Source organism: Desulfosporosinus youngiae DSM 17734 (genome assembly GCF_000244895.1).
GTDB classification, from domain to species: domain Bacteria; phylum Bacillota; class Desulfitobacteriia; order Desulfitobacteriales; family Desulfitobacteriaceae; genus Desulfosporosinus; species Desulfosporosinus youngiae.
In genome coordinates this window covers 689865-702278 of record NZ_CM001441.1, presented here as the reverse complement: position 1 = coordinate 702278, position 12414 = coordinate 689865, and the positions used below count along the sequence as shown (strand labels likewise).

Below are 12414 nucleotides of genomic sequence, written 5' to 3'. Positions count from 1 at the left end.
AATAATTCAGCCTCTTTAAAATTTTCCCAATTGTTTAAATGTAAATATTCTAATAAATAATATATTTAAAATAAACTTACACTATTTATTAGTGAAAATAAACTCAATTATTGAAAATATTTTCAATATAGTTTATTATATGTATAACCTTTTGAAAAGTTATTTTTGGCTCAAACCGGTCTGACAGGTCGGCCACCTGCTGTTCTGTTAACTTATGAAAGAGGTATAGTCTATGGGAAAGGGGGGAATGTTTAAATTATTGGTATAGAACAGAGATAACAAAAATCAAGGAGGTTTATTAATGAGCACAGGATTATTAGCTTTACTATCCATACTTCCCATTGCGGTTGTAGCAATTTTTCTTGTAGGTTTAAAATGGCCTGCTAGCAAGGCCATGCCGCTCTCATACATTACAGCCGTAGTACTTGCACTTTTTGTTTGGAAAATTCCTGGTGCCCAAGTTGGTGCCGCAACTGTTAATGGAATTATTACTGCTATTACGCTTATGTACATTATTTTTGGAGCCATTCTACTTTTAAATACCTTGCAAGAAGGTGGCGGCCTTCAAGCTATTCGCAGAGGCTTTACTGGAATCACTGCAGACCGCAGAATTCAAGTTATTATTGTTGCTTGGCTTTTTGGCTCCTTCGTAGAAGGCTCCTCCGGATTTGGAACGCCCGCTGCCGTAGCTGTTCCTCTAATGGTTGGACTCGGATTCCCTGCAATGGCTGCCGTCGTAGCCGGAATGATGATTCAAAGCACCCCTGTTTCCTTCGGAGCTGTAGGAACACCGATGCTCGTCGGAGTCAGCACTGGACTCAACACGCCTGAATTACAAGCGTATGCAGCATCCTTGGGTTACACAGACTGGCATTCATTTATCGGATTCGCTGTCGCTACCAAAGTTGCATTCCTGCATTTTGCCGCAGGCGCCCTTATTCCTCTTTTCGTTGTATCTTTCATGACTCGTTACTTTGGTAAAAATAAATCGTTTAGTGAAGGTCTTCAAATTTGGAAATTTGCGCTTTTTGCAGCGTTTTGTATGACCGTTCCCTACCTTGCTGTAGCCAACTTACTCGGACCGGAATTCCCCTCCATTTTCGGCGGATTAATCGGTCTAGCAATTGTTGTTCCTGCTGCTAAGGCTGGTTTCTTGATGCCAAAAGGAGAAGCTTGGGATTTTGAATCGAAAGACCAGTGGGATCCAGAGTGGTCCGGCACGATCGAAATTCAGGATGTTTCCGCTAAAACCAGGATGAGCAGTATAATGGCCTGGATGCCTTATGTTCTGATTGGACTGGTCCTTGTTCTTACCAGAACTGTAGTCCCACTGACTAATTTCCTGAAAAGCGCTAAAATTACTTGGCCTAATATTTTCGGAACGAGTATTTCTGCCTCTTGGGAAATTCTCTTCTCACCAGGTTCAGCCTTTATCCTTGTCACCATCATCACTTTCTTCCTGCATAAAATGAGTGGCGCAGCTTATGCCAAAGCATGGAAAGGCTCAGCAAAGACGATGCTTGGTGCAGGTTCCGCTCTAGTCTTCACCGTTCCGATGGTTCAAGTGTTTATGAATTCAGCAGGTGGTGCAGCCGGCTTTGAAAAAATGCCAATCGTCCTTGCTGAAGCCGTTGCCGGGTTAGCTGGAGCTGCATGGCCGATCTTTGCTCCGTTGATTGGCGGCCTTGGAGCTTTCGTAGCTGGAAGTAACACCGTTTCCAACATGATGTTCTCCTTGTTCCAGTTCGGTGTCGGAGAACGAATTCTGGTTGATCCTACTTGGATTGTAGCACTTCAAGCCATTGGGGGCGCAGCAGGTAACGTTATTTGCGTACACAATGTTGTTGCAGCTGCAGCCGTCGTAGGTCTGCTTGGCAAAGAAGGTTATGTTATCCGTAAAACAGCGGTTGTATTCACCTATTACGCTTTACTGCCCGGCGCAATCGGTTATTCCATCCTCTACTCTTCACAAAAAGGATTCTTTAATATTGGAACGATTATTGCTGCAGCAATATGGGCTGGTGTAATCTATATTATTGCAACGAACAATGGCAGGCTCAAAAAGCTTTCCGAGCAATCCGCTCTAAAGCGTGCCGCTGCAAAGTAATTTCTCCTAACTTAAAAAGCAGGCAAAAGGCTCCTCAATCACCATAGGATTGAGGAGCCTTTTTTACGTCCGGGAAAGAATACGTTACTTTACCGGCTCTGGTCTAAAACTGGTTGATAACCGGCATGGTATTACCTGAGGCGAACTTATCTCAACAAGTTTACCATTCACAAAGCTATATTTTTGGCGAAAAATCTCCGTGTCTTTATACTTTGGATTTGAATTCCCTCCAAACACAAAGTTTCCCAGACTATAAACGATACATTTACCTTGATAAGTTTCATAGGTCTGGAGAACGTGCGGATGGTGGCCAAGGACTAAATCAGCCCCTTGATCAACAGCAAACTGACCTAATTGACGCTGCTCCTGAGTTGGATTATAGTTGTTTTCTATCCCCCAATGGAAACTTACTATGATTAAGGAAGCTCTTCCTTTCAACGTCTGAATGTTAGCCTTTAGTTCGGACATAAGGTCTCCTATATCGACCCCTTCCTCCAACGGACCTAAGCTATTAACCCCTATCAGCCCTATTTTAACTCCGTTTTTTTCATAAACAGCGACCTTTTTATCCCCAAAATGGGTTATCCCCGCATGATCCAACGTCGATTGAGTATCGGCAAGACCCTTATTCAGAAAGTCCATACTATGGTTATTGGCTAAGTTAACGGCCTCTATGCTCCCATCCTTCAAAATTGACGTATAATGGGGATTTCCCCTGAAGAAAAATGCTCCATTTCCCTGGTGCCTTTTGTCGGGTTTTTCTATTGCGTCAGTCAATGTCCCTTCCAGGTTAGCTATCGTTAAATCATCTTCGCTTAAAATCTCCTTTACCCCTGAGAAAAAATAATTGGGTCCTTTCAGTTGGTAATAATGATCGAAACTACCTTCATATAAAAATCGTTCATCCTGGCCAAGTGTTACATCACCAATGGCACTAATGGTAATACTCGTTTCCTTAGTTTGAGGTGACACTGTGGACGCTAAAACCTGGACAGAATCGGCAGGCTGATAGGTATCTTTATCATCAAAATGCCACCACTCAGTGGCTAATGGTTTAAATCCATGCTTAACCATGACATTTTCTAAGTACCTGGCATTTTCATTTTGATTGGCTCGCGCTGCATCCGGCGTGAAACTGTCAAAACCGGTCGGCATAGCAAGTTCCTTTCCCTCCATGTCCACAAGGGTTAAATCGATAGCAGACCCCCGGGAATGGTTGGAATAACCCTTATACGGGTTCGCTACATACCGTACATCGGGAACGTGATTCCACATCTCAAACTGAGCTTCAGGACACCTATAGGCATCCCAAATCTTTAATCGATACCCTTTCTTTTCTACTTCGTCGGCGACCTCTTTGAGTTTATCCGCGGTTCCTTGACGAAGAAGCGCCTGGGGACGCTCATAAAGCTTGGTGTGGGTAAAATTATCCGCCGTCGCATACTTTATGTCTAACACTACAGATGGAATAATTTGCTGAACATCTACAAAATCAGCCTTATTTTTAACACCCATACTCTTGGCTGAGTGAATAGCTGCCTCCGCTGCTTTAACTTGAACCGAAAGTCCAAAAATTAACATCAGAGTTACGAAAATAGCCCAGAATCGATTGAACACTAAAGACCACCTCCCATTTGACTTTAAATAATATAAACTTAAAGTCTCCAGGAAGGTGTTATATTATCTTTATCTGCCGTTGGAAATATAAAGGCCTTTGCCCTCATTTAATCATTTCAGTCATATTATGTTATAAATCAAAATCTCTCATCCTAAAAATCGTCCCAATCTTCTATTGAAAAAGCCCGTACCGGAGAACCGTCAGCATTCTTAGTTTTCAGAGGCATTATACTTAAGATAAAGGATTCCTGACCAATGGATTCTAAGTTAGTTAGATTTTCAATAATCAGGATGTTCTTTCCTAAGAACATTTTATGAATTGCAAATGTATCCGTATTCATGCCGTCAATGGATATCGCATCAATTCCAATTCCCTTTAAAGCGAATTCCGATAGCCACTGGGCCGATTCTTCACTTAAAGTGGGGAAATTTTCGTAGTACTTATCCTCTCCCCAATAATTGCTCCATCCCGTTCTGAGGATAATGAAGTCAACCTTTCTGATTTTCTCCTCATAGGGTCTTAAATTGTCAAGCTCAACTAAGGGAACATTAATTTTTGAAAAATCAAGGATCAGAGCCTTTCCAATAAATTGATCGATTTTAAAATCATCCAGATATAATCCATCTCTGAGCATGTGTGCCGGCGCATCTATATGAGTCCCTGTATGTGAGTACATGGTGATTTTTGCCTCTTGAAAACCATCCTTCTCCAAGGTATTGGCTTTCTGAAGAACCGGTCGTTCTGTTCCTGGGTAAACAGGCATTTCTGTATGGATCATATGAGTCAAATCTGTAACTTTCATTTAAGATAGGCCTCCTTGCACTCCTCATCAACCGCTGATACCTAATATATCCCTCTGCACTCCCAAAGTAAAGAGAAGTACAGGGACGATTCTACTGTTCCGCCAAAAACAAAGAACCCGTAAGCCAGGTCATGGTGACCTTGTCTTACGAGCTTTTTAATTCAATCCAGAAATTCTATACTATCTATTCTTAAACACAGGTTTACGTTTCTCGGCAAACGCCGCACAACCTTCTTTAAAATCCTCTGAAGACCACGTCAGAACCTGATACATTGCCTCTAACTCAGTCTGCTGATAATAATCGTTCCGGACTGCCTCACGCAAGAGTTTCTTATCGAGACCTACTGTCATTAATGGTTGAAGGGCCAGCGCTTCTGCCCACCTTATGGCTTCCGGCAAGCACTCTTCATGGGGCACTACTTTATTAAAGAACCCTAGTTTCTCCGCTTCCTCAGCGTTAAGGATTTTGCCAAACCAGAGTAATTCCAAAGCTTTATGATAACCCACTTTTTGAATAAGAAAATGCGAAGCTCCACTATCCGGACAGAATGCTAACTGCATAAAGGTAAAACCCATACGTGCCTTTTCTGAGGCGATAATCAGGTCACAAGCCATACAGGCAGCCACAGAAGCACCTGCTACTACTCCGTTGAGAGCAGCTATCACAGGTTTCTTAATTTCATAGATTGCCGTCACAAGTTCACCTGATGCATCATAGATCTCTTTGGCACTGATTGGGTCCTTTATTTTCGCCAGCAGCGAAATATCTCCACCACTAGACCATGCTTTACCTGCTCCGGTAATGACCAAGACTTTGACAGCATCATTTTCCGAAGCTTCTTTGCAAGCTGCCTGGACATCTGCACAAAATTGATCGTTGACGGAATTCATAGTTTCAGGTCGGTTCATAGTAAGCACTGCTACTCCGCTTTCCATGATATCAAGTTTGACTGTTTTCCAATTCATCAGTTTCCTCCGCCTTTCTTAAATGCGTGAGCATTATCAGCTACAACTATGAATGGTCATTCATAGTCTGATAAATTAGAATTCGCCGAAAATTATTATATTCCTCTATTCCTATACCCTTATTTCTGTAAAAATAATTTATTTATCATCTGTCGCCTTGCCATCACCAAAAACCGGGATTGAATCCCCCAGAAAGGTTGGTTCAGGTTTAATGATCTTCGCCCAGAAAAAGTCTTTGTTCCTGGCTGCAATCTCTCTAAAGGTATACATAGTCATAGCCTGTCCATAGTCACGTTTGTCGGACGCTACTCCGTAGGCATCCAGCCCAAGCTCTCTGGCTACGAAAACTGCTCGTTTAAGATGATATTCCTGGGTAACGATAATGACCTTTTGTACTTTAAAAATGTCCCGCGCCCGGTACATGCTCTCATAGGTGCTAAAACCAGCATGATCCATAAAGACATTCTCACCGGGTACCCCCTTGTTTTTCAAAAAGTCCTTCATAGAATTGACTTCATCATAATCCTTCCGGCCATGATCCCCACTAACTAATAGCTTGGGCGCTTTTCCTTGTTCATAGAGTTCGTACCCAACGGTCAAACGATCGTTCAGCATAGTGGACACAGTTCCACTTGGAAAAACATAGGCTCCTAAGACGAGTATAGCATCCGCTTCAGGAATGTCACTCGCATTTAAGATGTAGGCTGTACCGACTGATTCGACATGGCTGTTAATCATTAAAACAGTAGTACAGCCAAGTATCATGATCAGGACCATAGAGACTAAAAACTGTTTCAATCGTTTCTTCATAATAATGCTCCAACCCTCCCCTATTACATCCTAAATTCAATTTTAGCTTCCTTTTTGTCTAATCCGATAATGAAACGCAAGATTGCAATTTTTCCTTTTATTCGGTATCTATTATATGACATGGAAGGGAATTTTCAACATCGGCACTCTGTGGAAAACTTGCCAAAAACGCCGCTAACGATTATTTTCGCTGGCGGCGTTTTGATCTTATCAATTTTCTGCTCATCCTATGCTTCTAGTCAGCCTAATAACATTCTATCGTTATCCAGCTCAGCTCCACTGCGTTTCTCAAACTGTTCGATCAACCGATCCACGGTCATGTCCTTTCTTTCCTGGCCCTGAAGATCCATCATGATCTTTCCTTCGTGCATCATAATCGTCCTTGTCCCATATTCCAACGAGGCCTTCATATTATGCGTAATCATTAAGGTACAGAGCTTTTCCTCAGAAACAAGCTTACGAGTCAGGCTCAATACCTTCCGTGCTATGGTCGGATCAAGGGCCGCCGTGTGCTCATCTAAAAGCAGGAGCCTGGGTTTTATAAGCGTGGCCATCAGAAGCGTGAGGGCTTGACGCTGTCCTCCGGAAAGAAGTCCCACTTTCTGCTTTAATCGATTTTCAAGGCCGAGGTCCAGCAGTTCAAGGCGTTCCTTAAATAGAGCTGTATCCTTTTTGGTTACGCCGGATTGCAGTCCTACGGATTTTCCCTTAGCAAAGGCGATGGCCAAATTTTCTTCGATGGTCATATCATGGGCTGTTCCCCTCAGCGGATCCTGAAAGACCCTGCCGATATGTTTTGACCGTTTATACTCCGGATCAAAGGTGACGTCCGCGGAATCAAGAATGATCCTGCCTTCATCAATCTCATAGACCCCTGAGATACAATTCAGAAGCGTCGATTTTCCAGCACCATTGCCGCCAATGATTGTTACGAACTCACCTTCTTGAAGTGATAGGTTAATATTATTTAGAGCCAGTTTTTCATTATTGCTCCCTTTTCCGAAGGTTTTACTTAAGGATCGTAGTTTAAGCATCAGGTTTTATTGCTCCTTTCATAAGGCGTCACTGATAATTTCCGCTTCACAAACGAAAGGCGCTTCTTAATAACAGGCATAGCCATTGCCAGAGCTACAATCACCGCAGAAACGAGTTTCAAATCAGTGGTAGGCATCCCAATTTCAAGGGCGGCAGCAATAATTAAGCGATAGAGAACAGACCCCAGGACAACCGCAATAAGCCGTCTCAGAAGAGAACTGATACCGAAAACTACTTCTCCAATAATTACTGAGGCCAGTCCAATGACGACCATACCTATGCCCATACCTACATCAACATAGGATTGAGACTGGGCAATCAGCGCACCGGCGACTGCTACCAAACCATTGGAAATAGCTAATCCCACTAAGATGACTGAATCCGTATTAACGCCTAGAGCTCTCACCATATGATCATTGTCCCCTGTTGCTCTTAAAACAAATCCAAGTCTCGTCTTTAGAAAAAGGAACAATAATAGGAGTATTAAGATCAGCACAACTAAGGAAAATACCAACTTGCTATAATTTCCAATAGCTGTCCCTTGTAAAGAACTGAAAACGGTTATCTTATTGATCAGAGGAATATTAGCCCTGCCGTCCATTACCTTCAGGTTTAAAGAATATAAAGCTAACATGGTCAGGATTCCGGCCAAAAGCGGTTGAATCTTTAGTTTGGTATGAAGCAAGGCCGTGATAGACCCTGCTCCGCATCCCGCAATAAATGCAATCCCCAAGGCAAGAAAGGGATGTCCGCCCAGTGTCATAACCGCCGACACCGCTGCACCAAGGACAAAACTTCCGTCCACGCTTAGGTCAGGCATATTAAGCGTTCTAAAGGAGATAAAAACGCCTAAAGCCATAATAGCATAAATTATACCTAGTTCGAAGGAACCCATAAACACCATGACACTCATTACTTTAAACCCCTTGTTTGCTTAATTCTCAAAAACCTGAGCAGCTTCTTTCAATACTTCGTCTGATAAACTAATTCCAATTGCCTCTGCTGTCGTCTTATTAAGATAAATATCCATATCTGTCATGGTTTTTACCGGAATATCTCCAGGCTTTTTACCCTTTAAGATTTCCGCTGCCATAACACCGGTCTCTTTACCTAAGACTGTATAATTGATTCCATAAGTTGCAAGTCCTCCGTCTTTAACCATGGAATCCGCCCCTACATAGATGGGTTTTTTGGCTTTATTGGCTATCTGAGTGACAACAGGCATGGCTGAGGCTACTGTGTTATCAATAGGAGAAAAGAGCACATCAACCTTGTCTACCAGTGACGTCACAGCCTGCTGTACTTCCGAGGAATTTGTTACAGTAGCATCAACCACTGTCATATTGTTTTTCTGAGCATAAACCTTTAGTTCATTAATGACTGACACAGAATTTGTTTCACTTGAATTATATAATGCACCAATTGTTTTGATATTAGGCGTAATACGTTTGCCGAGCTCCATAATTTTCTCTGCCGACACAGCATCTGAGGTTCCGGTAACATTAGCACCCGGTTTTTCCATATTGTTAACTAATCCGGATCCTAGAGGATCTGTACAGGCTGAGAAAAGAACGGGAATATCCTTAGTCTCACTGACCACTGCCTGAGCTGAAGGAGTTGCAATAGCCACAATGAGATCATACTTATTACTGACAAATTTTTGAGCAATTGTTTTTAAATTTGTTTGGTCACCTTGAGCATTCTTATAATCGATTGTAACCGTTTCACCATGTTTAAAGCCCTGTGCCTGCAACTCGTTAATAAGAGACTCTCTTATTGTGTTTAATGAGGGATGTTCGACAATTTGTATGATACCTATTGTCTTTTTCGCTTCTGTACTGCCTGCCGGGGTTTGAGGTTTACTGGGTGCACATGCCGTTAAAGAGAGCACCAGAGCCAAGGTCATAATAGTTGAGATCATTACCGCCAATCGCTTTTTCATAGAAGATACCTCCCTATTCTAATTATAAAATTTGAGGGTTTCCTTCTCTGCACGCCCCATTCTTCGTTAAATGAGACGAAGTGTGGACACAAAAGTAAAACGCCTATCCTTAAATAAGGACAGACGTTAATCTGCGGTACCACCTTAGTTGATGCATAAAGCTAATGCATCCTCTCATGCAGAGTGCCAACACACCCTTAGCCCTTTAACGCTGGCTTTGCGTTGGCAGCTACTGAAGCTTAAGCTCTTTCACACCACCCTCTAGGGCCCATTTACACGCTCCGTTACCTGTCGAGCTTCCACCTTACTCGACTCTCTGTGAGGCTGGTCATGCGGTTTTACTTCCCTTTCAACGGTTTATATAATAATAGCACTCTGTCCCTCATATTTCAAGAATAACTTTATTTTATTCTGTGTCTTTAATGAATAATGAATACATGAAAAAAACCTCTTTTTTTAACAGGAAAACCTAACTCTCAATGTCGAACAACCTTTTGTAAATCTCTGAAATTGTTTAGTAAGCTATAAATAAACAGCAACTTTTAATGAAGAGAATGAAACAATGGGTCTATTTAAAATGCTCCATTGCTTACATGGAGCCGGTTCCATTTACAGGTTAATTTTTGTAATAACATTCCTGATTAATCTTGCCGTAATCCCCCATATTGTTACTCCTGCAACCCTATATACAAAAACATTATTTAAAGTATTACTCCATGGCTTGGCATACCGTTCCGGTAATCCTAATTTCTTCACCGGGAGGAGAATAACTTCTTCACCACTTTGATTAATGTATGAAGGATAGGCGACAATTTTCACTTTATATAGTTCTGGTTCAGTGGTTTCAAAGTAGGAAACCGGAACTGAGAAAATCCTTTCCACTTCATCAGGGTTAATATTTAAATCATCCAGACTGCTTATATCTATAACACCTAAAAATGCATCTACCGTAGTACCTGTTGAAATAATCGTGTCCAGCCTACCAATAACCCTTATTTTATTAGAAGAAACTCCTAATTCCTCTGCAGTTTCTCTTATTGCTGTTTCTTCAAAGTCCGCATCTTTATCCGGGTCAAATTTTCCTCCCGGGAAACAAATCTCTCCGGCTTGCCTTATAGTCGCTGATCTCTTTTGAAAGACAAAATGGTATTCTTCGTTGAGAAACATCATCAATACTATTACAGCAGAATTAAAATATTCATCTTTGCCATCTATTCCAGGTACCAATGGTAGTTTTCTTGTTAAATCTTTCAGCTCAGATTTATCCATATCATCACTTCACTCGTCCTCTCGTATAACTCCTGTTTACTTGATCATAAGCATCTCCGCCGAATAAGTGTGAGTAAGTTACTCTATACTATTATTTAACTAAATAAATTTCTCTATTTTTTTGTAAAAACCTTCTCTATTCAGGAATATAGTAGAGGAAATCGACATTTTAGTGTACAATTTAGTTGCTCAGCTATTAAGCTTGAACAAGGATGTTCCGGTTGGTGCATCGCCAGGGATAAGTAGATGCCGTGATGAGGAAAATGATCCTTCAGGCGAAAAGGAATCGCCTTAGTCGCACTTATACTTAGAAAGTATAACGATGAGTTTATGCTTTCTTATTCTACGAACTACTTAGATATACTTAGATATACTTAGATTAAGCAAGGGAGTAATATTAATGAATGAGATTGCCCAAAACTTAAATCATCAGATACAACAAGAGAATCCCTATGTTTATGAATTATTATCAAAACTCGGAAAAAACCTGTTCTATCCGAAGGGGATCTTAACTCAAACTGCTGAGGCTAAGCAGAAAGCTTATCGTTTTAACGCCACAATAGGAATTGCGACTGAGAAAGAGCAACCGATGTTCTTGCCGGTAATCCAGGATACATTGACCAATTACGATCCTAAAGACCTTTATCCTTACGCCCCCCCTGCGGGGAAACCTGAGCTGATTAAGGTTTGGCGGGAAAAGATGCTGCAGGAAAACCCATCCTTGAACGATAAATCCTTTAGTGATCCCATTGTCACTAATGCTTTAACCCATGGTCTTAGTATTGTCTCCGATTTATTCATTGACGAAAACGACCCTTTGGTTCTGCCTGACAAATTATGGGGTAATTATAACTTTATCTTTGGAGTCCGTAGAGGAGCAAAAAATGTTACCTTCCCTTTCTATACCGAGGAAGGGTCCTTTAACACGAGAGGCATGAAAGAAGCCTTGCTTAGTAAGAAAGACCATGGAAAAGCAGTTTTGCTGCTCAATTTCCCAAATAACCCCACAGGATATACTCCAACAGAACAAGAAGCGGCAGAGATCGTTGAAGCTCTAAGAGAAGTCGCCGAACAAGGAATGAACTTGGCAGTAGTCAGCGATGACGCCTATTTCGGATTATTCTATGAGAACTCTATTAAGGAGTCAATGTTTGGCCGAATCGCTAATATTCATCCGAGAATATTAGCCATTAAAGTGGATGGGGCGACAAAAGAGGAATATATGTGGGGCTTTCGTGTCGGGTTTATTACCTATGGGTCAGACTCTCCCGCTGTATTGGATGCCTTACAACAAAAGACGATGGGCATCCTTCGCGGAACGATTTCCAGTGCTTCTCATCCCTCGCAAACCTTTGTTTTAAATGCTCTGAAATCTACTGCTTTCCAGATCCAAAAACAAGAGAAATTCGAGGTTTTGAAAGCCCGTGCTTGTAAGGTTAAACAAATCCTTGATCATGGGGAGTATAAAGATGCTTGGGACTACTATCCATTTAATTCAGGATACTTCATGTGTCTTAGACTCAAAGAAGTCGATGCAGAAACCTTGCGCCTTCATCTCCTTGAACATTATGGTGTAGGAGTCATCGCACTGGGAGAAAGCGATATTCGAGTAGCCTTCTCCTGCGTTGAGGAACGAGGGATTAAAGACCTTTTTGATCTTATTTATCAAGGCTGTAAAGACTTATCGAAGTAAAGCTCTTTAGATAATGGTAAACGAGTCGTTAAGCCTGACCTTCGAATCCAAATAATAAAATAATCTAAGGATTTTTGCCCTATAGAGTAGACACTAGAAAGTTTATTCTGTAGGGTATTTTTTTATTATGAAGATCAGACGAATTCATCAGTAATTATTGTGTATGTATTTC

General features: G+C 41.5%; 10 protein-coding genes and 1 other annotated feature. Of the genes, 2 read left to right on the top strand and 8 right to left on the bottom strand.

What is annotated here, in order from left to right; genetic code table 11:
* Positions 1-301 precede the first annotated feature (301 nt).
* The gene (locus DESYODRAFT_RS03345) at positions 302-2107 is read left to right on the top strand and encodes an L-lactate permease (RefSeq protein WP_007779404.1); all 1806 of its coding nucleotides are present in this window, start codon (positions 302-304) and stop codon (positions 2105-2107) included.
* A gap of 84 nt (positions 2108-2191) precedes the next feature.
* Here DESYODRAFT_RS03345 and DESYODRAFT_RS03340 read toward each other — a convergent pair whose 3' ends face one another.
* The 8 genes from DESYODRAFT_RS03340 to DESYODRAFT_RS03305 all read right to left on the bottom strand — a co-directional run bounded on the left by DESYODRAFT_RS03340 (position 2192) and on the right by DESYODRAFT_RS03305 (position 10549).
* Entirely contained in the window at positions 2192-3724 is a 1533-nt protein-coding gene (locus DESYODRAFT_RS03340) for a CapA family protein (RefSeq protein WP_007779402.1), read from the bottom strand.
* Between the two features lie 152 nt (positions 3725-3876).
* Entirely contained in the window at positions 3877-4527 is a 651-nt protein-coding gene (locus tag DESYODRAFT_RS03335) for a cyclase family protein (RefSeq protein ID WP_007779398.1), read from the bottom strand.
* A gap of 180 nt (positions 4528-4707) precedes the next feature.
* Positions 4708-5493 (bottom strand): enoyl-CoA hydratase/isomerase family protein, encoded by a 786-nt coding sequence (locus DESYODRAFT_RS03330; protein WP_007779396.1) that lies wholly within the window; start codon positions 5491-5493, stop codon positions 4708-4710.
* Between the two features lie 138 nt (positions 5494-5631).
* Positions 5632-6303, bottom strand: a complete 672-nt coding sequence (locus tag DESYODRAFT_RS03325; RefSeq protein ID WP_007779393.1) for a SanA/YdcF family protein — start codon at positions 6301-6303, stop codon at positions 5632-5634.
* A gap of 239 nt (positions 6304-6542) precedes the next feature.
* Positions 6543-7337 carry an ABC transporter ATP-binding protein gene (locus tag DESYODRAFT_RS03320; protein WP_007779390.1) on the bottom strand — a complete coding sequence of 265 codons (795 nt, stop codon included), beginning with the start codon at positions 7335-7337 and terminating at the stop codon, positions 6543-6545.
* Positions 7337-8251, bottom strand: coding sequence for an ABC transporter permease (locus DESYODRAFT_RS03315; RefSeq protein ID WP_007779387.1), 915 nt, complete (start codon positions 8249-8251; stop codon positions 7337-7339). The genes DESYODRAFT_RS03320 and DESYODRAFT_RS03315 overlap by 1 nt, the downstream gene beginning before the upstream one ends.
* A gap of 21 nt (positions 8252-8272) precedes the next feature.
* Positions 8273-9280 (bottom strand): ABC transporter substrate-binding protein, encoded by a 1008-nt coding sequence (locus tag DESYODRAFT_RS03310; RefSeq protein ID WP_007779383.1) that lies wholly within the window; start codon positions 9278-9280, stop codon positions 8273-8275.
* Between the two features lie 112 nt (positions 9281-9392).
* Positions 9393-9642: a binding site (T-box leader), on the bottom strand.
* A 247-nt stretch (positions 9643-9889) separates the two neighbouring features.
* The gene (locus DESYODRAFT_RS03305) at positions 9890-10549 is read right to left on the bottom strand and encodes an NUDIX hydrolase (protein WP_007779382.1); all 660 of its coding nucleotides are present in this window, start codon (positions 10547-10549) and stop codon (positions 9890-9892) included.
* A 400-nt stretch (positions 10550-10949) separates the two neighbouring features.
* On the opposite strand from DESYODRAFT_RS03305, the gene DESYODRAFT_RS03300 reads away from it, so the two are divergent.
* Positions 10950-12242, top strand: a complete 1293-nt coding sequence (locus DESYODRAFT_RS03300) for an aminotransferase class I/II-fold pyridoxal phosphate-dependent enzyme (protein WP_007779378.1) — start codon at positions 10950-10952, stop codon at positions 12240-12242.
* The last annotated feature ends 172 nt before the right edge of the window (positions 12243-12414 follow it).

Excerpts from the sequence above, each read along its gene's own strand:
- DESYODRAFT_RS03345 (WP_007779404.1), top strand. The coding sequence starts at position 302 with ATGAGCACAGGATTATTAGCTTTACTATCCATACTTCCCATTGCGGTT.
- DESYODRAFT_RS03335 (WP_007779398.1), bottom strand. The coding sequence starts at position 4,527 with ATGAAAGTTACAGATTTGACTCATATGATCCATACAGAAATGCCTGTT.
- DESYODRAFT_RS03330 (WP_007779396.1), bottom strand. The coding sequence starts at position 5,493 with ATGAATTGGAAAACAGTCAAACTTGATATCATGGAAAGCGGAGTAGCA.
- DESYODRAFT_RS03325 (WP_007779393.1), bottom strand. The coding sequence starts at position 6,303 with ATGAAGAAACGATTGAAACAGTTTTTAGTCTCTATGGTCCTGATCATG.
- DESYODRAFT_RS03320 (WP_007779390.1), bottom strand. The coding sequence starts at position 7,337 with ATGCTTAAACTACGATCCTTAAGTAAAACCTTCGGAAAAGGGAGCAAT.
- DESYODRAFT_RS03315 (WP_007779387.1), bottom strand. The coding sequence starts at position 8,251 with ATGAGTGTCATGGTGTTTATGGGTTCCTTCGAACTAGGTATAATTTAT.
- DESYODRAFT_RS03310 (WP_007779383.1), bottom strand. The coding sequence starts at position 9,280 with ATGAAAAAGCGATTGGCGGTAATGATCTCAACTATTATGACCTTGGCT.
- DESYODRAFT_RS03305 (WP_007779382.1), bottom strand. The coding sequence starts at position 10,549 with ATGGATAAATCTGAGCTGAAAGATTTAACAAGAAAACTACCATTGGTA.
- DESYODRAFT_RS03300 (WP_007779378.1), top strand. The coding sequence starts at position 10,950 with ATGAATGAGATTGCCCAAAACTTAAATCATCAGATACAACAAGAGAAT.